Source organism: Enterobacter sp. SCRI0065, assembly GCF_059766475.1.
Window position 1 is genome coordinate 176,137 of record NZ_JCBAJB010000002.1, and the last position, 24,316, is coordinate 200,452.

Annotated in this window: 23 protein-coding genes and 6 tRNA genes; 16 read left to right on the plus strand and 13 right to left on the minus strand. The window is 52.2% G+C overall.

Annotated elements, in window-relative coordinates:
- Positions 1-54: 54 nt before the first annotated feature.
- The 8 genes from AC6EMZ_RS06695 to pdxK all read left to right on the plus strand — a co-directional run bounded on the left by AC6EMZ_RS06695 (position 55) and on the right by pdxK (position 7,756).
- Entirely contained in the window at positions 55-639 is a 585-nt protein-coding gene (locus AC6EMZ_RS06695; protein WP_498401659.1) for an RpoE-regulated lipoprotein, read from the plus strand.
- A gap of 92 nt (positions 640-731) precedes the next feature.
- A complete protein-coding gene (locus tag AC6EMZ_RS06700) occupies positions 732-1,631 on the plus strand; it encodes a Dyp-type peroxidase (protein ID WP_498401660.1) in 900 nt (299 codons plus the stop codon).
- Between the two features lie 498 nt (positions 1,632-2,129).
- Positions 2,130-3,143, plus strand: a complete 1,014-nt coding sequence (locus tag AC6EMZ_RS06705) for a sulfate ABC transporter substrate-binding protein (RefSeq protein WP_498401661.1) — start codon at positions 2,130-2,132, stop codon at positions 3,141-3,143.
- Complete coding sequence (cysT, locus tag AC6EMZ_RS06710; protein WP_498401663.1) at positions 3,143-3,976, plus strand: sulfate/thiosulfate ABC transporter permease CysT; 834 nt, start codon at positions 3,143-3,145, stop codon at positions 3,974-3,976. Before AC6EMZ_RS06705 ends, cysT begins: the two co-directional genes overlap by 1 nt.
- Entirely contained in the window at positions 3,976-4,851 is an 876-nt protein-coding gene (cysW, locus tag AC6EMZ_RS06715) for a sulfate/thiosulfate ABC transporter permease CysW (protein ID WP_498401664.1), read from the plus strand. The genes cysT and cysW overlap by 1 nt, the downstream gene beginning before the upstream one ends.
- Positions 4,841-5,935, plus strand: coding sequence for a sulfate/thiosulfate ABC transporter ATP-binding protein CysA (gene cysA / locus AC6EMZ_RS06720; RefSeq protein WP_498401665.1), 1,095 nt, complete (start codon positions 4,841-4,843; stop codon positions 5,933-5,935). Before cysW ends, cysA begins: the two co-directional genes overlap by 11 nt.
- A 67-nt stretch (positions 5,936-6,002) precedes the next feature.
- Complete coding sequence (gene cysM, locus AC6EMZ_RS06725; protein WP_498401666.1) at positions 6,003-6,914, plus strand: cysteine synthase CysM; 912 nt, start codon at positions 6,003-6,005, stop codon at positions 6,912-6,914.
- A 5-nt stretch (positions 6,915-6,919) separates the two neighbouring features.
- Positions 6,920-7,756: a pyridoxine/pyridoxal/pyridoxamine kinase gene (gene pdxK / locus AC6EMZ_RS06730; protein WP_498401667.1), complete on the plus strand. Its 837-nt coding sequence runs from the start codon at positions 6,920-6,922 to the stop codon at positions 7,754-7,756.
- Between the two features lie 44 nt (positions 7,757-7,800).
- Here pdxK and crr read toward each other — a convergent pair whose 3' ends face one another.
- The 5 genes from crr to cysZ form a co-directional block, all read right to left on the minus strand.
- On the minus strand, positions 7,801-8,310 hold the full coding sequence (gene crr / locus AC6EMZ_RS06735) for a PTS glucose transporter subunit IIA (RefSeq protein ID WP_015959941.1): 510 nt from the start codon (positions 8,308-8,310) through the stop codon (positions 7,801-7,803).
- A 40-nt stretch (positions 8,311-8,350) separates the two neighbouring features.
- A complete protein-coding gene (gene ptsI, locus AC6EMZ_RS06740) occupies positions 8,351-10,078 on the minus strand; it encodes a phosphoenolpyruvate-protein phosphotransferase PtsI (RefSeq protein ID WP_498401668.1) in 1,728 nt (575 codons plus the stop codon).
- 43 nt (positions 10,079-10,121) lie between these two features.
- A complete protein-coding gene (gene ptsH / locus AC6EMZ_RS06745; RefSeq protein WP_002913505.1) occupies positions 10,122-10,379 on the minus strand; it encodes a phosphocarrier protein Hpr in 258 nt (85 codons plus the stop codon).
- A 318-nt stretch (positions 10,380-10,697) separates the two neighbouring features.
- On the minus strand, positions 10,698-11,669 hold the full coding sequence (gene cysK / locus AC6EMZ_RS06750; protein ID WP_498401672.1) for a cysteine synthase A: 972 nt from the start codon (positions 11,667-11,669) through the stop codon (positions 10,698-10,700).
- Between the two features lie 163 nt (positions 11,670-11,832).
- Positions 11,833-12,594, minus strand: a complete 762-nt coding sequence (gene cysZ, locus AC6EMZ_RS06755) for a sulfate transporter CysZ (protein WP_498402292.1) — start codon at positions 12,592-12,594, stop codon at positions 11,833-11,835.
- 230 nt (positions 12,595-12,824) lie between these two features.
- On the opposite strand from cysZ, the gene zipA reads away from it, so the two are divergent.
- From zipA to AC6EMZ_RS06770, 3 genes are all read left to right on the plus strand, one after another.
- Positions 12,825-13,778 carry a cell division protein ZipA gene (gene zipA / locus AC6EMZ_RS06760; protein ID WP_498401673.1) on the plus strand — a complete coding sequence of 318 codons (954 nt, stop codon included), beginning with the start codon at positions 12,825-12,827 and terminating at the stop codon, positions 13,776-13,778.
- A 67-nt stretch (positions 13,779-13,845) separates the two neighbouring features.
- Positions 13,846-15,861 (plus strand): NAD-dependent DNA ligase LigA, encoded by a 2,016-nt coding sequence (gene ligA / locus AC6EMZ_RS06765; protein ID WP_498401675.1) that lies wholly within the window; start codon positions 13,846-13,848, stop codon positions 15,859-15,861.
- A gap of 1 nt (position 15,862) precedes the next feature.
- Positions 15,863-16,078 (plus strand): DUF3820 family protein, encoded by a 216-nt coding sequence (locus tag AC6EMZ_RS06770; RefSeq protein ID WP_498401677.1) that lies wholly within the window; start codon positions 15,863-15,865, stop codon positions 16,076-16,078.
- Here the strand turns inward: AC6EMZ_RS06770 and AC6EMZ_RS06775 are convergent.
- Positions 16,075-17,070, minus strand: coding sequence for a bile acid:sodium symporter family protein (locus AC6EMZ_RS06775; RefSeq protein WP_498401678.1), 996 nt, complete (start codon positions 17,068-17,070; stop codon positions 16,075-16,077). The two genes, AC6EMZ_RS06770 and AC6EMZ_RS06775, sit on opposite strands and share 4 nt — an antisense overlap.
- A gap of 89 nt (positions 17,071-17,159) precedes the next feature.
- Between AC6EMZ_RS06775 and AC6EMZ_RS06780 the strand changes: the two genes are divergently transcribed.
- Positions 17,160-18,101, plus strand: a complete 942-nt coding sequence (locus AC6EMZ_RS06780) for a LysR family transcriptional regulator (RefSeq protein WP_498401679.1) — start codon at positions 17,160-17,162, stop codon at positions 18,099-18,101.
- Here the strand turns inward: AC6EMZ_RS06780 and AC6EMZ_RS06785 are convergent.
- The 5 genes from AC6EMZ_RS06785 to AC6EMZ_RS06805 form a co-directional block, all read right to left on the minus strand.
- Entirely contained in the window at positions 18,092-18,433 is a 342-nt protein-coding gene (locus AC6EMZ_RS06785; protein ID WP_498401681.1) for a FlxA-like family protein, read from the minus strand. The genes AC6EMZ_RS06780 and AC6EMZ_RS06785 overlap by 10 nt on opposite strands.
- Positions 18,434-18,613: 180 nt before the next feature.
- Positions 18,614-18,689, minus strand: a tRNA-Lys gene (locus AC6EMZ_RS06790).
- Positions 18,690-18,692: 3 nt separating this feature from the next.
- Positions 18,693-18,768, minus strand: a tRNA-Val gene (locus AC6EMZ_RS06795).
- A gap of 40 nt (positions 18,769-18,808) precedes the next feature.
- A tRNA-Val gene (locus AC6EMZ_RS06800) sits at positions 18,809-18,884 on the minus strand.
- A gap of 44 nt (positions 18,885-18,928) precedes the next feature.
- A tRNA-Val gene (locus tag AC6EMZ_RS06805) sits at positions 18,929-19,004 on the minus strand.
- Between the two features lie 259 nt (positions 19,005-19,263).
- Between AC6EMZ_RS06805 and gltX the strand changes: the two genes are divergently transcribed.
- A complete protein-coding gene (gene gltX, locus AC6EMZ_RS06810) occupies positions 19,264-20,679 on the plus strand; it encodes a glutamate--tRNA ligase (protein ID WP_498401683.1) in 1,416 nt (471 codons plus the stop codon).
- A 46-nt stretch (positions 20,680-20,725) separates the two neighbouring features.
- Here gltX and AC6EMZ_RS06815 read toward each other — a convergent pair whose 3' ends face one another.
- Complete coding sequence (locus tag AC6EMZ_RS06815; RefSeq protein WP_498401685.1) at positions 20,726-21,121, minus strand: YfeC-like transcriptional regulator; 396 nt, start codon at positions 21,119-21,121, stop codon at positions 20,726-20,728.
- Position 21,122: 1 nt separating this feature from the next.
- Positions 21,123-21,485 (minus strand): YfeC-like transcriptional regulator, encoded by a 363-nt coding sequence (locus tag AC6EMZ_RS06820; RefSeq protein WP_498401687.1) that lies wholly within the window; start codon positions 21,483-21,485, stop codon positions 21,123-21,125.
- A 217-nt stretch (positions 21,486-21,702) separates the two neighbouring features.
- Here AC6EMZ_RS06820 and AC6EMZ_RS06825 point away from each other — a divergent pair.
- From AC6EMZ_RS06825 to AC6EMZ_RS06835, 3 genes are all read left to right on the plus strand, one after another.
- Positions 21,703-21,778: transfer RNA gene (locus AC6EMZ_RS06825), tRNA-Ala, on the plus strand.
- 38 nt (positions 21,779-21,816) lie between these two features.
- Positions 21,817-21,892: transfer RNA gene (locus tag AC6EMZ_RS06830), tRNA-Ala, on the plus strand.
- Positions 21,893-22,105: 213 nt separating this feature from the next.
- The gene (locus tag AC6EMZ_RS06835) at positions 22,106-24,301 is read left to right on the plus strand and encodes a sensor domain-containing phosphodiesterase (RefSeq protein WP_498401689.1); all 2,196 of its coding nucleotides are present in this window, start codon (positions 22,106-22,108) and stop codon (positions 24,299-24,301) included.
- Positions 24,302-24,316: the final 15 nt, after the last annotated feature.

The following is a 24,316-nucleotide window of genomic DNA, read 5'->3' on the forward strand; positions in this document are numbered from 1 at the left end:
TTTTACTGATGTTGCACTCCAACAAGCGTTGAATTAACAAGAAAGGACGTTTTAATGAAATCGCTGCGTTTACTTTTATGCGCTCTGCCGCTGGTGTTAACCGGGTGCTCGACGCTCTCTTCAATATCATCCATTAACTGGTCGGCGGCTTATCCGTGGAACTGGTTTGGAAACTCAATCGAAGTGACAGAGCAGGGCGTCGGCAACATTACGGGTGCAACGGCGTTAGACCAGGATGCTATCCAGTCGGCATTAAGCAGTGACTACCGCCTGCGCAGCGGTATGAAAACCGAAAACGGCACTATCGTGCGTTATTTCGAAGCGCTAAAAGACGACAAGCTGGCGCTGATCGTCAATGGCGATAAAGGCGTGGTGAATCGTATCGACGTCATGGATAGCGGTATCGAAACCGCCAGCGGTGTAAAGGTGGGAACACCGTTTAGCGAGCTGTACCAAAAAGCGTTTGGCAACTGCACCAGTGCCATTGCCGATGATAACGTTGCCGTTGAGTGTAAAGCCGAAGGCAGCCAGCATATTAGCTATCTCTTTACCGGCGAGTGGAGTGGGCCAGAAGGTTTAATGCCTGCTGACGACACGCTCAAGAACTGGAAAATCAGCAAGATTATCTGGAAGCAGTAATTTGCGCCTGAACAAACCGCCTCGCTGAAATCCAGGTATAATAGCCGCCATCAATGCCACGACGTCGTGGCATCTTTTTTTCAGGAGGAGCGATGTCTCAGGTTCAGAGTGGCATTTTGCCAGAACATTGCCGCGCGGCGATTTGGATTGAAGCCAATGTTAAAGGGGATGTGGATGCCCTGCGTGCGGCCAGTAAAGTATTTATCGATAAACTGGCTACCTTCGAAGCCAAATTCCCTGATGCTCAACTTGGTGCGGTCGTTGCTTTTGGCAACAACGTCTGGCGTCAGCTGAGCGGCAGCGAGGGCGCAGAAGAGCTAAAAGATTTTATCCCTTACGGCAAAGGCCTGGCGCCTGCCACCCAATATGACGTGCTGATTCATATTCTCTCTTTGCGTCATGACGTGAACTTCTCGGTCGCTCAGGCTGCGGTTGAGGCGTTTGGCGATAGCATTGAGGTGCAGGAAGAGGTCCACGGTTTCCGTTGGGTTGAAGACCGCGATCTGAGCGGCTTTGTTGACGGTACCGAAAACCCGGCAGGTGATGAAACGCGCCGCGACGTGGCGGTTATCAAAGATGGCGTTGATGCTGGTGGCAGTTATGTGTTCGTGCAGCGCTGGGAGCATAATCTCAAACAGCTAAACCGCATGAGCGTACACGATCAGGAAATGATGATTGGCCGAACCAAAGAAGCCAATGAAGAGATCGACGGCGACGAGCGCCCGGTGACGTCTCACCTGACGCGCGTCGATTTGAAAGAAGACGGCAAAGGTTTGAAGATTGTTCGCCAGAGTCTGCCGTACGGTACGGCAAGCGGTACGCACGGTTTGTACTTCTGCGCATACTGCGCGCGCCTGTACAACATTGAGCAGCAACTGCTGAGCATGTTTGGCGACACCGACGGCAAGCGCGACGCGATGCTGCGCTTTACGAAGCCGGTGACCGGCGGGTATTACTTTGCCCCATCGATTGAGCGTTTGCTGGCGCTGTAACTGCCTTTCTTCCTATCCCGGTGGGGTGAGGAATCCCCGGTAAATTTGTTTTATAGCCATAAAAATGGCTTATTTTGAATAAAAGACTTACCGCGATGACCTGGTCCGGCTGTAAATCGCCGAGTCGTTGACTGAAGGCCGGGGCGACGCGCATGGATGCGCGGCGAGGGCGCATTTACAGGGACGTTGCAGCGCCCGTCCCCGATAGCCGGAGGGAATAAGACGAGGGAGTCGCGAAGCGACGATTTTCTTGCCGGGAGCCCGGGTCGCCAGGGCGGCGGCGATTGAGCCGCCATGGCACGTTCACCGGTCCCGCTATCAAAGAGAAGCGCGAAACTGGAAGTGAACGGAATAACCTCCTGAGTCCCATGTTCCCCCTCACCCTTATTCCCTTTTCTGCTTCCAAATCACCAAACGGTATATAAAACCGTTACTCCTTTCGTACTCGTTATAAATATGATGAACATAAGATAGTCATCACACTTATAAGGGCGCGCAATGGTCGTTACCGTACTGAAAAAAGGAACGCTGGCACTGGCCGGTTTGCTGCTGGTAGGTCAGGCGCAGGCCACTGAACTGCTCAACAGTTCCTATGATGTTTCTCGCGAGCTGTTTGCCGCCCTGAATCCCCCGTTCGAGCAGCAGTGGGCGAAAGAGAACAACGGCGACAAGCTGACCATCAAGCAATCCCATGCGGGTTCTTCCAAACAGGCGCTGGCGATTTTGCAGGGTCTGAAGGCCGACGTGGTGACCTACAACCAGATTACTGACGTGCAAATCCTGCACGACAAAGGCAAGTTGATCCCAGCGGACTGGCAGAGCCGTTTGCCAAATAACAGCTCGCCGTTTTACTCGACTATGGGCTTTTTGGTGCGCAAGGGTAATCCAAAAAATATCCACGACTGGAGCGATCTGGTTCGTTCTGACGTGAAGCTGATTTTCCCTAATCCAAAAACCTCCGGTAACGCGCGCTATACCTATCTGGCGGCGTGGGGCGCGGCGGATAAAGCGGACGGCGGCGACAAAGCCAAAACCGAGCAGTTCATGACTCAGTTCCTGAAAAACGTCGAAGTGTTCGATACCGGCGGTCGCGGGGCAACCACGACCTTCGCGGAACGCGGCTTGGGTGACGTGCTGATTAGCTTTGAATCGGAAGTGAACAACATCCGCAAGCAGTACGAAGCGCAGGGCTTTGAGGTTGTTATTCCTAAAACCAATATCCTGGCGGAGTTCCCGGTGGCGTGGGTCGATAAAAACGTCAAGGCGAACGGCACCGAGAAAGCGGCGAAGGATTACCTGAACTTCCTCTACAGCCCACAGGCGCAGACTATCATCACCGATTACTACTATCGCGTGAACAACCCTGAGGTGATGAACAAGCTGAAGGACAAATTCCCGGAAACCAATCTGTTCCGCGTGGAAGACCAGTTCGGCTCGTGGCCGGACGTGATGAAAACGCATTTTGTCACCGGCGGTGAGTTAGACAAACTGCTGGCGGCGGGGCGTAAGTAATGTTTGCTGTTTCCTCCAGACGCGTGCTGCCGGGGTTTACCTTAAGCCTCGGGACCAGCCTGCTGTTCGTCTGTCTGATTTTGCTGTTGCCGTTAAGCGCGCTGGTGATGCAGCTCGCGCAGATGAGCTGGGCGCAGTACTGGGAAGTGATTACCAATCCGCAGGTGGTGGCGGCCTATAAAGTGACGCTGCTATCGGCGTTTGTGGCTTCCATTTTCAACGGCGTGTTTGGCCTGCTGATGGCGTGGATCTTAACCCGCTATCGCTTTCCGGGCCGCACGTTGCTGGATGCGCTGATGGATCTCCCTTTCGCGCTGCCCACGGCGGTCGCGGGCCTGACGCTGGCGTCTCTGTTTTCCGTCAACGGCTTTTACGGCGAATGGCTGGCGAAGTTTGATATCAAAGTGACCTATACCTGGCTCGGTATTGCGGTGGCCATGGCCTTTACCAGCATCCCGTTCGTGGTGCGTACCGTGCAGCCGGTGCTGGAAGAGTTAGGGCCAGAATACGAAGAAGCGGCGGAAACGCTGGGCGCAACGCGGATTCAGAGCTTCTGCAAAGTGGTACTGCCGGAGCTGTCTCCCGCGCTGTTGGCCGGCGTGGCGTTGTCATTTACCCGCAGCCTGGGCGAGTTCGGCGCGGTCATTTTCATCGCGGGTAATATCGCGTGGAAAACCGAAGTCACCTCGCTGATGATTTTTGTTCGTTTGCAGGAATTTGACTATCCGGCGGCAAGCGCGATTGCCTCAGTGATTTTAGCTGCCTCTCTGATGCTGCTGTTCTCGATTAACACTCTGCAAAGTCGCTTTGGTCGACGTGTGGTAGGTCATTAATGGCGGAAGTGACTCAATTGAAGCGCTATGACGCACCCCGTGTTAACTGGGGAAAATGGTTTCTGATTGGCACCGGCATGCTGGTGTCAGCGTTCATTCTCGTCGTGCCGATGGTGTATATCTTCGTGCAGGCCTTCAGCAAGGGGATTATGCCCGCGCTGCAAAACCTGGCCGACCCGGACATGCTGCACGCCATTTGGCTTACGGTAATGATTGCGCTTATCACCGTGCCGGTGAATCTGGTGTTCGGCATTTTGCTGGCGTGGCTGGTGACGCGCTTTAACTTCCCGGGCCGCCAGCTGCTGCTCACGCTGCTGGATATTCCGTTTGCGGTATCGCCGGTGGTGGCGGGTTTAGTGTATCTGCTGTTCTACGGCTCAAACGGTCCGCTGGGCGAGTGGCTTGATGAGCACAACCTGCAAATCATGTTCGCATGGCCGGGCATGGTGCTGGTGACGATTTTCGTCACCTGTCCGTTTGTGGTGCGCGAACTGGTGCCGGTGATGTTGAGCCAGGGCAGCCATGAAGATGAAGCCGCGATCCTGCTGGGCGCATCGGGCTGGCAGATGTTCAGGCGCGTGACGTTGCCAAATATTCGCTGGGCATTGCTTTATGGCGTAGTGCTGACCAACGCCCGTGCGATTGGTGAGTTTGGTGCGGTATCGGTCGTATCCGGTTCGATTCGCGGCGAAACGCTGTCGTTACCGTTACAAATTGAATTACTGGAGCAAGACTACAATACCGTCGGCTCCTTTACCGCCGCAGCGCTGTTGACGCTGATGGCTATTTTGACCCTGTTTTTGAAGAGTGTGGTGCAGTGGCGTTTGGAGAATCAGGAAAAACGTCTGCAGCAGGAGGGAAATCATGAGCATTGAGATTGCCAATATTAAGAAGTCTTTTGGTCGCACCCAGGTGCTGAACGATATCTCGCTGGATATCCCTTCCGGACAAATGGTGGCCCTGCTGGGACCGTCGGGTTCTGGTAAAACCACGCTGCTGCGCATTATCGCCGGTCTTGAACACCAGACTAGCGGGCATATCCGGTTCCACGGCACCGACGTCAGCCGCCTGCATGCCCGCGATCGCAAGGTCGGGTTTGTGTTCCAGCACTATGCGCTGTTCCGTCACATGACGGTGTTCGACAATATCGCCTTTGGCCTGAGCGTGCTGCCGCGCCGCGAGCGCCCAAATGCTGCCGCGATCAAGGCGAAAGTCACCAAACTGCTGGAAATGGTGCAACTGGCGCATCTGGCGGATCGTTACCCGGCGCAGCTTTCTGGCGGGCAGAAACAGCGCGTCGCACTGGCGCGTGCGCTGGCAGTTGAACCACAAATTTTGCTCCTTGATGAACCGTTTGGGGCGCTGGATGCGCAGGTACGTAAAGAGCTTCGTCGCTGGCTGCGTCAACTGCATGAAGAGCTGAAATTTACCAGCGTCTTCGTGACTCACGACCAGGAAGAGGCGATGGAAGTGGCCGATCGCGTCGTCGTCATGAGCCAGGGGAATATTGAGCAGGTTGACGAGCCGGATCATCTCTGGCGTGAACCGGCGACCCGCTTTGTGCTGGAATTCATGGGCGAAGTGAACCGTTTACAAGGCACGATTCGCGGCGGGCAGTTCCACGTTGGCGCACACCGCTGGCCGCTGGGCTACACGCCAGCCCATCAGGGGCCGGTCGACCTGTTCCTGCGCCCGTGGGAAATCGACGTAAGCCGTCGTACCAGCCTCGATTCACCGCTGCCGGTTCAGGTGCTGGAAGCCAGCCCTAAAGGGCACTACACCCATCTGGTGGTTCAGCCGCTCGGCTGGTATACCGACCCACTGACGGTGGTCATGCGCGATGATGAGCCGCCGTACCGTGGAGAGCGACTGTTTGTTGGGTTGCAGCACGCGCGTATTTATCACGGTAATGAGCGTATTGAGACGCGCGAGGATATTGCTCTGGCTGAGTCAGCCTGATAGGTTATTAAGTATGTTTATCGCCCGGTGGCGTAATGCTTACCGGGCTTTTTATTGAGCAAAAATCGTGAAGACACTCGAACACACCATCGGCAATACCCCGCTGGTCAAACTACAGCGTATGGGGCCGACGAACGGCAGCGAAATCTGGGTCAAACTGGAAGGCAACAATCCTGCGGGTTCTGTTAAGGATCGTGCGGCGTTGTCGATGATTGTGCAGGCGGAAAAGCGCGGGGACATTAAACCCGGCGATGTGCTGATTGAAGCCACCAGTGGCAACACGGGTATTGCGCTGGCGATGATTGCCGCGCTGAAAGGCTATCACATGAAATTGCTGATGCCGGACAACATGAGTCAGGAGCGCCGTGCGGCGATGCGTGCTTATGGTGCCGAACTGATTCTGGTGACCAAAGAGCAGGGCATGGAAGGGGCGCGCGATCTGGCGCTTGAGATGGCGCAACGCGGGGAAGGGACGCTGCTGGATCAGTTTAATAATCCCGATAACCCCTACGCGCATTACACCACTACGGGCCCTGAGATCTGGAGCCAGACTGAGGGGCAAATCACCCACTTTGTTTCCAGCATGGGCACCACCGGCACTATTACCGGCGTTTCTCGTTTTCTGCGCGAGCAGGAAAAAACCGTGACGATCGTTGGCTTGCAGCCGGAAGAGGGCAGCAGCATTCCGGGCATTCGCCGCTGGCCAGCGGAATATATGCCGGGGATTTTTAATGCGCAGCTTGTGGATCAGGTACTGGATATTCACCAGCGCGAGGCGGAAAATACCATGCGTGAACTGGCGGTGCGTGAAGGCATATTCTGCGGCGTCAGTTCAGGCGGCGCGGTAGCCGGAGCATTGCGGGTTGCGCAGGCAAATCCCGGAGCGGTAGTGGTCGCGATTATTTGCGATCGCGGCGATCGTTATCTTTCTACCGGCGTCTTTGGTGAAGAGAGTTATACGCAGGGGGCGGGGATTTAAGCGTCATGGAGATGATTTTATTTCGGGATAACACCCGAGCGCAGCAGACGGATATCGTCGCCGTGCAGTCGCAGGTGGTTTACGGCAGCGTGGGCAACAGTATTGCGGTGCCAAACATTCGACAGCACCAGCTTAACGTGACAGCCGTGCCGACGGTGCTGTTCAGCAATACACCGCATTACGATACCTTTTATGGTGGCGTGATCCCCGATGAGTGGTTCAGCGGCTATCTTAAGGCGCTGGAAGAGCGTGACGTGCTGCGCGAACTGAAAGCGGTGACAACGGGTTATATGGGAAGCGCCAGCCAGATAGAGATTCTGGCGCAGTGGCTCACGGTCATTAAAGCCAGAAATCCCGAGCTGCTGGTGTTGGTCGATCCGGTTATTGGTGATATCGACAGCGGTATCTACGTCAAACCCGATATTCCTGATGCTTATCGTCAGCACCTGTTGCCGCTGGCGCAAGGGATTACACCGAACGTGTTCGAGCTTGAAGTCCTGAGCGGTAAGCCGTGTCGTTCTCCTGAGAGTGCCATTGCTGCCGCACAAGGGCTTCTGTCTGACACCCTGAAGTGGGTAGCGATTACCAGTGCGCCCGTTGCCGAACAGCCAGACAGCATTCATGTGGTGCTGGTGACAAAAGAGAGTGTCACCGTTAGCGCGCATCCGCGCGTGGCGAAGGATTTAAAAGGTACCGGCGATTTGTTCTGTTCAGAGCTGGTGAGCACGATTGTGCAGGGCAAAGACGTGGCCGACGCCATACACTGTGCCGGCGAACGTGTCACTCAAGTGATGAAGTACACGCAGGAAAAAGGATATGACGAGCTGATTTTGCCCGCATAAACAAAAATGGCGCCCGAAGGCGCCATTTTTCTGTGCGGCAAGAACTACTTCTTGATGCGGATTACCGGAGTTTCACCCACGGTTACGCTGCCAGACAGTTTGATCAGTTCTTTGATTTCGTCCATGTTGGAGATAACAACCGGAGTCAGGGTAGACTTGGCTTTCTCTTCCAGCAGGGCCAGATCGAATTCAATCACTGTATCGCCAACTTTCACACGTTGACCTTCTTCCGCGATGCGTTTGAAGCCTTCGCCTTTCAGTTCAACAGTGTCGATACCGAAGTGAACGAACAGTTCGATACCGCTATCTGATTCGATAGAGAACGCATGGTTGGTTTCAAAAATTTTACCGATGGTGCCATCAACTGGAGCAACCATTTTGTTGCCAGTTGGTTTGATAGCGATGCCATCACCAACGATTTTTTCGGCAAATACTACATCCGGCACGTCTTCGATATTAACGATTTCGCCAGACAACGGAGCAATAATCTCAATAGTTCCGGTGTCTTTCTTATCATCAGAAACCAGAGATTTCAATTTATCGAACAAACCCATGATCTTCTCCTAAGCAGTAATTTGGGCCGCATCTCGTGGATTAGCAGATTGTTTTTTCTTCAATGAACTTGTTAACCAGCGTCATTAACTCGTCCGTTGTCGGTTGAGCAAGAGCCTGCTCTGCTAACACCTTCGCATCTTCGAAGTTCGTGTTACGGATAATCTTCTTAATGCGCGGGATGGAAATGGCGCTCATAGAGAACTCGTCCAGACCCATACCCAGCAACAGAAGTGTAGCACGTTCGTCGCCTGCAAGCTCACCACACATGCCAGTCCATTTGCCTTCAGCATGAGAAGCATCAATAACTTGCTTGATCAGGTTGAGTACGGATGGAGACATTGGCTGGTAGAGATGTGAAATCATATCATTACCACGGTCAACTGCCAGGGTGTACTGCGTTAAATCATTGGTGCCGATACTAAAGAAATCCACTTCTTTGGCTAAATGACGAGCAATGACGGCTGCAGCAGGGGTTTCTACCATCACGCCGACTTCGATTGACTCATCAAATGACTTACCTTCGTCACGCAGTTCCTGTTTGTAGATTTCGATCTCTTTCTTCAGTGCACGCACTTCTTCAACAGAGATAATCATCGGGAACATAATGCGCAGTTTACCGAAAGAGGACGCTCGCAGAATCGCGCGCACCTGGTCACGCAGGATCTCTTTACGATCCATGGCGATACGCACTGCACGCCAGCCCAGGAACGGGTTCTCTTCTTTCGGGAAGTTCATGTACGGCAGTTCTTTATCGCCGCCAATGTCCATGGTACGCACGATAACCGCCTGAGAGCCGCAAGCTTCAGCAACCGCTTTATAAGCAGCAAATTGCTCTTCTTCGGTTGGCAGGGCATCACGATCCATGAACAGGAATTCAGTACGGTACAGACCAACACCTTCAGCGCCGTTGCGCTCAGCGCCATCAACGTCGCGTACGGTACCGATGTTCGCGCAAACTTCTACCTGATGACCATCCAGCGTAATGGCTGGCAGATCTTTCAGTTTAGCGAGTTCGGTTTTCTCGGTAGCAACCTGCTCCTGAACGGCACGCAGTTGCTCGATTTCTTCGTTAGTCGGATTGACGTAAACCAGATTGTTTACGGCATCCAGAATCAGATAATCGTCATTTTTAACCTGGGCAGTCACGCTGCCCGTACCCACGATGGCAGGCAGTTCAAGGGAACGCGCCATGATAGAGGTATGGGAGGTACGGCCACCAGCATCAGTGATGAAACCTAATACTTTGTCGAGGTTCAGCTGTGCGGTTTCTGACGGGGTCAGGTCTGCTGCAACCAGAATAACTTCGTTCTGAATGGAGCTTAAATCAATAATCGCCAGACCCAGGATGTTGCGCAGCAGGCGCTTACCGATATCACGTACGTCAGCCGCACGTTCCTTCAGGTATTCATCATCCAGTTCTTCGAGGGCAGTTGCCTGACCTTCGATAATTTCATGTGCAGCCGCGTCGGCCGTCATGCCCTTATCTTTAATCAGGGCTATGATTTCCTGCTCCAGCTCCTCATCTTCAAGCAGCATGATATGCCCTTCGAAGATGGCTTCTTTTTCTTCGCCGAAAGTTTCACCAGCTTTAGTTTTAATTGCTTCCAGTTGCGCAGATGCCTTGGCACGACCGCTCAGAAAACGTTCAACTTCCTGATCAACCTTGTCGGCAGAAATTTTTTTCCGGTCGATGACGATCTCGTCTTCTTTCAGCAGAAGTGCTTTGCCGAAAGCGATACCCGGGGATGCTAAAATGCCTGAAATCATAACCCTACCTTACTTGTGACTGATATTAAAAAGAACCCGGAACTTACTCGAGCTCAGCCATCAGTTTAACCAGATGCTCAACTGCTTTCTGCTCATCTTCACCTTCTGCAGAGAGGGTGACAACGGTACCCTGAGTCAGGCCCAGAGTCTGCAGTTTGAACAGGCTTTTGGCGCTAGCGCTTTTGCCATTGGAGGTCACAGTGATCTCAGAAGTGAAGCCTTTCGCTTCTTTAACAAACTGAGCAGCAGGGCGGGTATGCAGACCGTTTGGAGCGGTAATGGTAACTTCTTGCTGGAACATTGTATTTCCCCAACTTATAGGTTTTGTGTTGTGGAACTAAAGTCTAGCCTGGCGGTTGAACTTTAGCCTGTATTGTTAGCGCTGACGTTTCACTCGTCATTAAACATTATGCAGTGAAAGCAAGACTTGAACCAAATCATTAAATCGATTCAGCAGTCGGAATTTCTCATAATGATTAATTTCGCGCTTCAAAATAATTGTCAGGTTAAATACCAGACCCGACGGGGTGAATCAATGCCAGAGGGAGTAAAAGTTTGAGCCAGGCCACAAAAAAGCACCCGAAAGGGTGCTTTTTTACGCGTTTTTAACATGCTGGCACTACTGTTGCAGCTCTTTCTCTGTGAAAAGATCGGCAAACAGTGCAGTGCTTAAATAACGCTCACCCGAGGACGGTAGGATAACCACTATGTTCTTATTGGTAAAGGTTTCATCTTCCTGGAGTTTAAGCGCAGCAGCGACGGCAGCACCGGAGGAGATCCCTGCCAGGATGCCTTCTTCATCCATCAGGCGGCGTGCGGTAGAGATGGCTTCTTCGTTCGTAATGGACACAACTTTATCAATCAGCTTCAGATCCAGGTTGCCTGGAATGAAGCCTGCGCCAATACCCTGAATTTTGTGGGGGCCCGGTTTGATCTCTTCACCCGCCAAAGCCTGAGCGATAACCGGAGAGTCAGTTGGTTCAACGGCCACGGTAATCAGATCTTTTTTGCCTTTTGTGCCTTTTATATAGCGGGTAACGCCAGTTAGCGTTCCACCCGTACCCACGCCGGAGATAAATACATCAATCTGGCCGTCGGTATCCTCCCAAATTTCTGGGCCGGTGGTCTTTTCATGGATTTCTGGGTTTGCCGGATTGCTGAACTGCTGTAGCAGCAGGTATTTAGCCGGATCGCTGGCAACAATTTCTTCAGCTTTCTGAATAGCACCTTTCATCCCTTTAGCGCCTTCAGTCAGCACCAGGTTTGCGCCGAGCGCTTTCAGCAGCTTGCGACGTTCGATGCTCATGGTTTCTGGCATGGTCAACGTTAGTTTATAGCCACGCGCGGCGGCGACATAGGCCAGAGCAATACCGGTGTTACCGCTGGTCGGTTCAACCAGTTCAACGCCTGGCTTGAGCACGCCACGTTTTTCGGCATCCCAAATCATATTGGCACCGATACGGCATTTTACGCTGAAGCTCGGGTTGCGTGATTCTACCTTCGCCAGGATGCGTCCATTACCGATACGGTTCAGACGAACCAGTGGCGTATGACCGATAGTCAGCGAGTTGTCTTCGTAAATCTTACTCATGGCCTGTCCTTAACTGTATGAAATTGGGATACCGCTTCAGCATACCTGTTGAGAAAGTATGGGGAAGTAAGGAATTCGCATATCTATATGCTGATGAGAAATAATGCGTTCCAGTATGGAATAAGGGGTGGCATAAGCCACCCCTTGTTTACACATTTTTGCATTACTTCCATAACGCATTTTTAGCACGATAGCAGTCAACCCACATCGCCGTCGCACCGCAGACCGCGACGGGCATGATGAACAGATTCAGTACCGGAATCATCGTGAACAGGCTGGTCAGCGCCCCAAACTGCATATTGATCGTTTTTTGTCCGCGCAGGGCAATGCGCATCTCTTTAAACGGGACTTTGTGGTTATCAAACGGATAGTCGCAATACTGGATTGCCAGCATCCAGGCGCTAAACAAGAACCACAGCACTGGAGCGACGGTCTGTCCTATGCCCGGAATGAAGTAGAGGATTAACAACATAATCGCGCGGGGCAGATACCATGCAAATTTTTGCCATTCACGCTTCATGATGCGCGGGAGGTCTTTCATGATGCCCAAAATGCCTGTGTCCGGCGGGGTCGCGCCCGTTAGACGAGCTTCAAGCTGTTCGGCAAGCAGGCCATTAAACGGGGCCGCTATCCAGTTCGCAAGGGTCGAGAAGAAATAACCAAACACCAGCAGGACAGAAATGACGACGATGGGCCAAAGCAAATAGCTCAACCATTGCAGCCAGTCCGGAACATGACTCATTATCGAAGGTACCCAACTTTCAAGCTGGGTGAAGAGCCACCAGAACGCGCCACCCATTAGCACGATGTTGATGAGAAGAGGCAGGATCACAAAGCGTCGGATACCGGGTAGTGAGACCAGTTTCCAGCCCTGAGAGAAATACCAGATACCGCTGCGCGGGGTGGTTGAAGATGTTGAAACCATAGCCAAGTCGTACTCCTTTTTACACAACCGGTGTCATTGCCCGCCTATATTATCCAGTTACGGACCAATGACCAGTTCGGAAATGTTCGAAAAAACAGCAAAAAGCACATTTTCATCCATCTTTATGCTGTGAATGCTCCGCACGCACTTGCACTTGAGGTAATCGGCAAATACTCTTAGTGAGTAAATGTTTGCCGTGGTGGCAAGGTGTTAGAACAACAGAGAATATAATGATGCAGGATTTGCGTCTGATATTAATCATTGTTGGCGCGATCGCCATAATCGCTTTACTGGTACATGGTTTCTGGACCAGCCGTAAAGAGCGCTCCTCAATGTTTCGCGATCGCCCACTGAAGCGTATGAAGTCCAGTCGTGACCACGATGACGTCGATGACGACATCGAAGAGCTCGACGACGAAGGTGTGGGTGAAGTGCGTGTTCATCGGGTCAATACTGTCCCCGGCGTAGGCCATGGGGAGCATGAAGCGCCTCGCCAGTCTCCGCAGCACCAGTATCAGCCGCCGTATGCATCGGCACAGCCGCGTCAGTCGGCGCCGCAGCCCGTACCCGTAGAAGAACCTGTACGTCAGCCGCAACCGCAGCCCGTACCTGCTCAACCTGGCGTGCAGCAGCCTCAGCCTGTTCAGCAGCCTGTACCGCCGCAGCCTGTCGTCAATACGCAACCCACGCCTCAGCCTGCGCCGCACGTTGAACCAGAGCCGGTTGTGGTTGAAGAAGCGCCGGCGGCTGAAAAGCCGCAGCGTAAAGAAACGGTTATCATCATGAACGTGGCTGCCCATCATGGTACTCAGCTCAATGGTGATGTGCTGTTAAACAGTATCCAACAGGCCGGTTTCAAATTTGGCGATATGAATATTTTCCATCGTCATCTCAGCCCCGATGGCAGCGGCCCGTCGCTGTTTAGCCTGGCGAACATGGTTAATCCAGGTACATTTGATCCTGAGATGACCGGTGATTTCACAACGCCTGGCATTACTATCTTTATGCAAGTGCCGTCCTACGGTGACGAACTGCAAAACTTTAAGCTGATGTTGCAATCCGCCCAGCATATCGCCGATGAAGTCGGTGGTGTGGTGCTCGACGATCAACGTCGTATGATGACGCCGCAAAAATTGCGCGAATATCAGGATCGCATCCGCGAAGTTAAGGAAGCCAACGCGTAACGTCTGCGTTTACTTCACTCCTAATCAACCCCCGCCTGTCGGGGGTTTTTCTCATTGATGGTGCGATATGGACTCAATCGAACAACAACTCACACAGCTACGAACCACGCTTCGCCATCATGAATATCTTTATCATGTCATGGACGCGCCACAGGTTACGGATGCGGAGTATGACCGACTGATGCGCGAACTGCGCGAACTTGAAGCGCAGTATCCTGAATTGATTACGCCTGACTCACCCACTCAGCGCGTTGGTGCCACACCGTTGGCCTCTTTTAGTCAGGTTCGTCATGAAGTCCCGATGCTGTCGCTGGATAACGTCTTTGATGAAGAGAGTTTTCTGGCCTTTAACAAGCGTGTGCAGGATCGACTGAAAAGTGCCGATACCCTGACCTGGTGCTGTGAGCTTAAGCTTGATGGACTTGCCGTCAGCATTCTGTACGAAAATGGCCTACTGGTGCGTGCCGCCACGCGTGGTGATGGGACCACGGGTGAAGATATTACGACGAACGTGCGAACGATTCGCGCGATCCCGTTGACCCTGCGTGGGGATAACATTCCCGCGCGGCTCGAAGTGCGCGGCGAAGTCTTCCTGCCACAGGCTGGCTTTGAAAAAATCAACGATGATGCGCGTCGTACCGGCGGGAAAGTGTTTGCTAACCCGCGTAACGCAGCGGCAGGTTCACTCCGCCAGCTCGACCCGCGCATTACTGCCAAACGACCTTTAACGTTCTTCTGCTACGGTGTAGGCATTCTGGAGGGCGGTGAACTGCCTGATACCCATCTGGGGCGTTTGCTGCAGTTCAAAGAGTGGGGCTTACCGGTGAGCAATCGCGTACAGCTGTGCGACTCCCCTGAAGCAGTGCTTGCGTTTTATCACAAAGTTGAAGAGGACCGTCCTGCGCTTGGTTTTGATATTGACGGCGTAGTGATCAAAGTGAATTCGCTTGCGCTCCAGGAGCAACTGGGCTTCGTGGCTCGTGCGCCGCGCTGGGCTGTCGCCTTTAAGTTCGCCGCGCAGGAGCAAATGACGTTTGTGCGCGATGTGGAGTTCCAGGTGGGGCGAACGGGGGCAATTACTCCCGTTGCCCGCCTTGAGCCGGTGCAGGTGGCTGGCGTGCTGGTAAGTAACGCAACGCTGCACAACGCCGATGAGATCGCACGCCTGGGGCTGCGTATTGGCGATAAGGTCGTTGTCCGTCGTGCCGGCGATGTCATCCCACAGGTCGTTAACGTTGTCGAGTCTGAGCGCCCGGATGACGCGCGTGAGATAGTCTTCCCAACCCATTGCCCGGTTTGCGGATCGGACGTCGAACGCGTGGAAGGTGAGGTGGTGACGCGCTGCACCGGCGGTCTCATTTGCGGTGCCCAGCGTAAAGAGGCGCTTAAGCACTTTGTTTCTCGTCGGGCGTTAGACGTAGATGGGATGGGCGACAAAATTATCGATCAACTGGTCGAAAAAGAGTACGTGCATACTCCTGCCGATCTGTTCCGCCTGACGGCGGGTAAGCTGACGGGCCTTGACCGCATGGGGCCGAAATCGGCGCAAAACGTGGTTAATGCCTTAGAAAAAGCAAAGAAAACGACCTTTGCCCGCTTCCTTTATGCGCTGGGCATCCGTGAAGTCGGTGAGGCCACAGCGGCCGGTCTGGCGGCCCATTTCGGTACGCTGGAAGCGCTTGAAAAGGCGAGCATCGAGGATCTGCAAAAAGTGCAGGACGTCGGGATCGTTGTGGCGACGCATGTGTTCAATTTCTTTGCCGAAGAGAGCAACCGCGACGTTATCGGCAAATTACTGGAAGAGGGTATTCACTGGCCCGCGCCGATCGTGGTTAACGCTGAAGAAATTGACAGTCCCTTCGCCGGTAAAACCGTGGTGCTAACGGGGAGTCTGAGCCGATTGTCCCGTGACGATGCCAAAGCGCGTCTGATTGCTCTTGGTGCAAAAGTGGCGGGCAGCGTGTCGAAGAAAACCGATCTGGTGATCGCCGGTGAAGCGGCAGGCTCCAAGCTCGCTAAAGCTCAGGAACTGGGGATCGCAGTGATTGATGAAGACGAAATGCTGCGTTTGTTAGGAGAGTAAGGTGGAGAAAGAACAACTCATCGAAATCGCTAACACCGAGATGCCGTTCGGTAAATATAAAGGCCGTAGGCTAATAGATGTGCCGGAAGAGTATTTTCTGTGGTTTGCCCGTAAGGATGAATTTCCTCCCGGGCGTCTTGGCGAATTAATGGCTATTACGTTGTTGATCAAATCTGAGGGGCTGAGCCATCTGGTTCAACCCCTTAAGCGTCGTTAAGCCTTCGCGGCGCGGGTTTCTTCCTGCGCCAGCTTTTCTGCCTGACGCTTGTAGCGCCGCGCCATTACCGCACAGACCATAAGCTGAATCTGATGGAAAATCATCAGCGGTAGCACCATCATGCCAATCACTGACGTAGGGAACAGGATATTCGCCATCGGAATACCGTTCGCCAGGCTTTTCTTCGAACCGCAGAAAACGATGGTTATCTCATCGGCTTTATTAAATCCGAATCTGCGTGCGGCAAAGATGTTCACCGCAATGACAATGGCCAGCAGCACGCAACTCACCAACGCGATAAACAGTAACGAACCGACACCGACTTTGTGCCAGATACCGTTCACGACCGCTTCACCAAAGGCAGAATAAACCACCAGTAGAATCGACGTCTGATCCGTTTTACCGATCCACTTTTTATTTCTTGCGACAAAATCACCAATCCACGGGCGCGAAAGATGTCCGAGGACGAATGGCAGCAGCAATTGCAGACAGATTTTGCCAACCTGTTCCAGATTACCTTCCGCGCCGTGCATATTCATCAGCAGCCCAACCAGCAGCGGCGAAACAAAAATCCCCAGCAAGCTTGACGCCGACGCCGAGCACACCGCAGCGGCGACGTTCCCGCCCGCCAGTGAGGTAAACGCAATAGCGGACTGAACGGTTGCAGGCAAAATACACAGATACAGGAAACCTGTGTAAAGCGCCGGATCGACATTCACCGGTGCCCACCACGCAAACAGGACTCCGAGTATGGGGAAAATGACGAAAGTGCTGCACATGACCCACAGATGCAGCCGCCAGTGGCTACCGCCTGCAATGATGGCTTCACGAGACAGTTTGGCGCCATGCATAAAGAACAGCAGGGCAATCGCGGCCGTCGTCAGTCCTTCAAAGAAAGGCACAAAGCCTCCGCGCGCAGGGAAGAACGACGCGAGCATGACGGTCACGATGAGCGTGAGGGTAAAGGGATCGAGAATACGGAAAAGTTTCATAAATACTCCTGAAAGCAGATTTGGCTATTGTGCTTTGTTCCGTTTGAGAAATAAAATCGATTTATTGCATCCATTCATGAATAAAATAGATGAATTATTCTCTCCGTCAGCTTCGTGTTTTTGTCACCGTTGCGCAGACCAAAAGCTTTAGCCGTGCAGGGGACGTGATTGGCCTGAGCCAGTCGGCCGTGAGTCACAGTGTGAAAGAGCTGGAGCGACAAACCGGCATGCGGTTACTTGATCGAACCACGCGGGAGGTTGTGCTTACCGAAGCGGGGCAGCAGCTCGCTTCACGGCTGGAAAGAGTGCTTGATGAACTTAACGGGATACTGCGCGACGTGGGGCGAGTGGGGCAGCAGCTTTCCGGGACGGTACGCGTCGCGGCCAGCCAGACCATCTCCGCGCACTTGATTCCGCAGTGCATCGCCGAAAGTAACCATCGCTATCCCGAGATCAATTTTGTCCTACACGATCGGCCGCAGCAGTGGGTGCTTGAAAGCATCCGCCAGGGTGATGTGGACTTCGGTATTGTTATTGATCCCGGCCCGGTGACCGATCTGGAGTGCGAAGTCGTGCTCTCGGAGCCATTTCTGCTGCTATGCCGTGAAGACGATCCTCTCGCCTCGTTGCCACAGGTCACCTGGCAAGCATTAGAAGGGGCAAACCTGGTCCTTCAGGATTATGCATCGGGTAGTCGTCCGTTGATTGACGCGGCCCTGGCTTCTCAACGAATCAACGCCACTATTGTGCAGGAGATTGGTCATCCGGCGACCCTGTTTCCTATGGTAGAGGCGGGGATCGGGATAAGCGTGTTACCTGCGCTGGCACTGCCTTTACCACAGGGAAGCTGCTTAACCGTCAGGCGTTTTATGCCCTGTATTGAACGTAAACTCATGTTGGTTCGGCGTAAAAATCGCTCCCTTTCTGGAGCGGCTCACGCGTTATGGGAAGTAGTTGGTATGCAGGCACAACGATTAATGGAGGCCCGCACACACGACCCGCTATTTACTACTGCCGAAGATCAAATGTAGATATCAATCTGATGTTCTGCCGACGGGTTGTTGATCCCTTCTGCCTTTACCTGGCTTTGCTCCTGTTTATCCTGAGATTCTTCAGCCTGACGATGCTGTAATTGCGCCAACTGAGCCTGCAGCATTGTCAGCTGCGACTGCAACAGTTCTTGCTGCTTCTGTTTTTCTTCCGCAGAACCGCTACCACCTGCGATGTCTTTCAACTGCGAGGTAATTTTGGTTATCTGAACGGTGAGTCGACTTATCTGAGACGCAATGTCGTTTCCACCGGATCCGGCGTCGCCGCCACCGCTGCTCTGTACTGAAGGTGCTGAAGCCTGAATAGTTGTCATCGTGGGTTCCTCCCGCCATAAAACAAGGGTATCGGCACGAAGAGGAATAGCTTGAGAGAACCTGCCAGATTTAGCGGGTCAGGCGCGGGTATCTCGTAATGATGACGAATGAGTAGGGAAGGGGGCGAATTTTTCAAATCGCAGATAGCAAAAAAGCGCCTTTAGGGCGCTTTTTTACATTGGTGGGTCGTGCAGGATTCGAACCTGCGACCAATTGATTAAAAGTCAACTGCTCTACCAACTGAGCTAACGACCCGAATGGTGGGTGATGACGGGCTCGAACCGCCGACCCCCTCCGTGTAAAGGAGGTGCTCTACCAACTGAGCTAATCACCCTAACTTCGGTACTGCATTTGATCAGAATCATTGTTGAGAATGGTGGGTGATGACGGGCTCGAACCGCCGACCCCCTCCGTGTAAAGGAGGTGCTCTACCAACTGAGCTAATCACCCAATCTCAAATTCTTATCTACACGGCGGAGTCTACATAAAGTAGATGGTGGGTGATGACGGGCTCGAACCGCCGACCCCCTCCGTGTAAAGGAGGTGCTCTACCAACTGAGCTAATCACCCCCGCTGTGTGGAGTCGCATTATAGGGAGAGTTGAAAATGAGTCAACGCCTTTTCTAAAGTTTTCGTTCGTTCGTCGTAAAATTAAACAAATGGATCGCGAAACATTCGGCGCGGCATGATTTCTAAACAAAATTAGCAAACCTGCACCTCAAACAGGCAACATCATTGAGGATTCGCCCCACAGTGATAGAATATTGCCCATTGTTTTTATCCCAGCATTTGCCGGTCGTCGGCATCTTTAATAACGTAAGGCCATTTCATGAAAATCAAAACTCGCTTCGCGCCTAGCCCGACAGGTTATTTGCACGTCGGTGGAGCACGTACTGCTCTCTATTCCTGGCTCTTTGCACGTAACCACGGCGGTGAGTTCGTGCTGCGTATTGAAGACACCGACCTTGAGCGCTCTACGCCAGAAGCTATCGAAGCCATTATGGATGGCATGAACTGGCTCAATCTGGAGTGGGATGAAGGCCCTTATTTCCAGACTAAGCGTTTTGATCGTTACAACGCCGTTATCGATGACATGATCGTCGCGGGCACGGCCTACAAATGCTATTGCTCTAAAGAGCGCCTGGATGCACTGCGCGAAGAGCAGATGGCGAACGGTGATAAACCTCGCTACGACGGGCGTTGCCGTCACAGCCACGAACATCATGCTGATGATGAGCCGTGTGTTGTACGTTTTGCAAACCCGCAGGAAGGGTCGGTTATTTTTGACGATCAGATTCGTGGTCCGATTGAATTCAGCAACCAGGAACTGGACGATCTCATCATCCGTCGTACCGATGGTTCACCAACCTATAACTTCTGTGTTGTTGTTGATGACTGGGATATGGAGATCTCACACGTTATCCGTGGAGAAGACCATATCAATAATACTCCGCGTCAGATAAACATCCTGAAAGCGTTGAATGCCCCTGTGCCGGTTTATGCGCATGTGTCCATGATCAACGGTGACGATGGCAAAAAACTGTCTAAACGTCATGGTGCGGTGAGCGTAATGCAGTATCGCGATGATGGTTTCCTGCCAGAAGCACTTCTGAATTACCTGGTCCGTCTGGGCTGGTCCAGCGGCGATCAGGAGATCTTCAGCCGTGAAGAGATGATTAAACTGTTTTCTCTTGATGCCGTCAGCAAGTCAGCCAGTGCGTTTAACACCGAAAAACTGCTGTGGCTGAACCACCATTACATCAACACCATGCCAGCGGAATATGTTGCAACTTATCTGCAATGGCATATTGAGCAGGCTAACATTGACACCCGTACAGGCCCTGAGCTGGCGGATCTGGTCAAGCTGTTGGGTGAGCGCTGCAAAACGCTCAAAGAGATTGCTGAAAGCTGCCGCTATTTCTATGAAGACTTTGAGGAATTCGACGCCGACGCCGCGAAAAAACACCTGCGTCCGGTTGCGCGACAGCCGCTGGAAGTGGTGCGCGATAAACTGGCTGCACTGGCTGACTGGACCGCAGAAAATGTTCACCATGCGATTCAGGCTTCGGCAGATGAGTTGGAAGTAGGCATGGGTAAAGTCGGCATGCCACTGCGCGTCGCGGTAACGGGTGCCGGTCAATCACCAGGTCTGGATGTGACGGTTCATGCGATTGGTAAGACGCGCAGCGTAGCGCGTATCAACAAAGCGCTGGACTTCATTGCGGCGCGCGAAAGCCAGCAATAATCGCATTTCAGAACGAGCAGAGCGGCAGGGAAACCTGCCGCTTTTTTTATGCGTGCGTTTCAGCAATACCAAGGCGGAGAAGGAAGCCCTGAATACCTTCACGTGCCAAAAGCACGGCTAAGCGCTCTTGCTCAACAAGGCTCATATTTTCCAGTGCATCGGTAACCTGTTTCAGCAGTACGGGAATCTTCATTTCGCCGTAGGGGGTAGGCGCTTCGGCAAGCTGATAAATCGCCTGACGGCTGCGAACAGCAGGGATACTCATAATATGATCGCGAACACGAACATCTAAATGGATTAAGCGGGCTCGACCGCCTTTCACGCCGTTGATCTTTTCCGTTTTCCAGCCTTTCTCACGGATCCAGCGGTTAACGGTTTGCCTGGCAACACCTAAGCTATCGGCTAGCTCTTCCGTGGTCATTTTGCTCCGTAGTCTTTTCATATTAGTTCTGGTCGCGAATTCCTAAACGTTGCAGTAATCCGGTAATCCCTTCTCGCAGCAACAAAGAGGTCAGCTGCTTTTGCTCATCCGGTGTCATTTCATTTGCCAGTGTCAGGAGTAAAAGAGGTAACGAGCTGTCGCTGTCAATGCTAAGAGGCGTCTCCGCTACCTCGGGTTCCCGGCATGCGCTGCGAATAAAATCCCGCACTTTTTCGTTCACATGCACCAGCCGCGCTTTACCACCCTGAACTCCCGGCCTTGGTGATGTTATCCAACCCTCTTTACGTACCCATTTATTGATGGTCTGGCGGCTATAGCCAGTGAGTCGGGATAGCTCCTCTGGCGTCATTCGTTCCTTGATCATGCAATTACCTGAGAATCAGTAGGGTTAATTAGTGGTTCATCTTATAGCACCCTTTTACGCGAAAACGTGACAGGCTTAACTCCTGTCTGCGAGCAGCTTCGCAATGTGATTCATTTGCCTGAATTTTCGGCGATTAATCGAGAGGGATTGATTTTGCCGTTGACACTGTGCGGTGGAATTCATATTATGCCGCCCGTCAACACGACAGCTTTACGTTGGGGCTATAGCTCAGCTGGGAGAGCGCTTGCATGGCATGCAAGAGGTCAGCGGTTCGATCCCGCTTAGCTCCACCAAATTCTTATCCAGGAGAATTTGGAACGTAAAACACTGTGGGGCTATAGCTCAGCTGGGAGAGCGCTTGCATGGCATGCAAGAGGTCAGCGGTTCGATCCCGCTTAGCTCCACCAAATTTAAGACCCTCGCTGAAAAGCGGGGGTTTTTTTATGCCTCTGTTAAACCTTTCCCTATGACTCGTTGCAAAAAAGTTCATTTCCTATACTGACACTAAACCTGTAGTGAGAAAGTCGTCTATTTATAGACCGCAACTTGATTCGCGCAATTAATAAACTTATTATTCATGTGGCTTATTATTTGGCCAGAAAATTAGGTTGCTAACCATAATGAGAGATAACCACTTAAAAAACTTGCGAATATTTTTGCTGGCACTGATTCTTTGTCTGTTGGCTATTCCCATTTCTCGATTTTTTTCGCCTCGCGCTATCGTCGATGGTCATGATGTTTATCTCGCCTGGCTGCCGCTTAGTGTCATGCTGGCGGTCATCTTACTCTTTGGTCGTCGAGCTATTGCGCCGGTTATTCTCGGCTTTGCACTTACCAATGCGTTGAGTTTAGAACTGACCTTTGTTCAGGCTTTAGCCCTCTTGTTTTGCCAGGTCTTTTCCGTTTTTGCCAGTTGTGGCGTTGTGCGATGGCAGCTTGGAAGGCGTTGGAGACATGGTCTTCCTAACAAATACATTGGAATACGCCTTTTCTGGTTAGGCTTTGTTCTGCCACTGGGTATCAAATTTTCGATGTACCTGGTAGGACACTTAGTGCATTACCCGGTCTCGCTTTCCAACTTCTTTGGTGAAGGCAGCGCGATTTATAATGTGATTGATATTCAAAGCCTGATTTGCGCGGCGTTGATCTTCACCATGATGTTCTATTATCCCTTCCGAATGATCGTCAACCCACGTTATGCCCGACGCTTTTGGCAACAGTGGCTCAAACCTTGTCTGGCTAAGGGGAACGCCGTATTTACCTTTGGCTGGGTGATGTGTCTTGCCATCATTTTGCTGGGACTGTGCGCGCCTTTTGACTCTGATTATATTGCGGGCTATCTGGTGCCGGTGATCTTCATTCTTTTCACGATGGGTATTAGCCGGTTGAGCTATGCGCTGGTTTCATTGTGCTGGGCAGTCTCGGTATTCCTGCTACTGACCTATAACGTCAACTTCCTGAATGGTGTTCAGACGGGGTATTCTCTCGCGATTGTCCTCTCAGTTTTGATCTCGTTTGCTATTTGCTTGATGTATATGTCGCGGATTTATCAGCATAGTGAATGGTTAAAACAAGGCTGGCAGGAGAGGGCGCTAACCGATCCGCTCACTGGCTTACCGAACATGCGAGCACTCGAGGCTTATCTGGAAAAGTACCCTGAGACGCATATTTGCTGCCTGCGCATGAACAATCTGGAATTTCTGAGTCGTCATTACGGGATGATGATGCGAGTGCATTGCAAACGCGAAATCACTACCGCGCTCAAACCTTTTTTGCTGACCAATGAAAAACTCTTCCAACTGCCGGGCAGTGAACTGGTCCTTGTGCTGAACGGCACAGAAATTGAAGCGCGCTTGCAGCATTTAATTGATCTCCTGAACAACCGCAAGATTTACTGGAACAATACGCCGCTGGATATTGAGTTTGGTGCCTCGTGGGGACATCTCGACCGTAATAACGGTGAAAATTTGCATCATACGCTGGGCCAATTGAGCTGGCTTTCCGAACAGTCCTGCACCACGCAAACCGTACTCGCGCTGACAAACAGCCTTGCTACCGTCTCCGGACACACGTCGGAACGCGTGTTCATGCTGAGTCGGGTAAAGAGAGCACTACAGGAGGGCGGGATACGGTTGTACGCCCAACCTATCCTGAATGCAGCAGGAATCGGCTATCACGAGATCCTGACGCGGCTGGAAAGCGACGGCGAAATCATTACTCCCGATCGATTCATCCCGCTTATCGCGCAATTTAACCTGAGCAGACGTTTTGACCTGAGCGTGGTAGAAGCCCTGGTGAAATGGATGGCTGAGAATGACGTGCTTCAGGAACAAGCCCGATTTTCGGTGAACCTGATGCCGCTAACACTGATGCAAAAAGAGGTTGGCACCGAAATTATTCATCTCTTTGAAGCATATGGAATATCCTCTCGAACGGTGATTATTGAGGTCACGGAAGAGCAGGCATTTTCTAATTCGGAAACCAGTATTCATAATATTCAGCAGCTGCGCGAATATGGCTTCAAAATTGCGATCGATGATTTTGGTACGGGCTATGCCAATTACGAGCGGCTTAAGCGTCTGCAGGCCGATATCATCAAGATTGACGGCTGCTTTGTTAAGGATATTTGTACTGATAGTATGGATGCGATGATCGTGCAGTCAATTTGTAATCTGGCGAAAACCAAATCACTGTGTGTGGTGGCAGAGTTTGTGGAAACCGAAGAACAACGGCGGATGCTGCTGGCATCAGGCGTTAATTATCTGCAGGGTTATTTGATTGGAAAACCACGTCCTCTGGACGATATTCAGGCATAAAAAAACCGAGAGCAG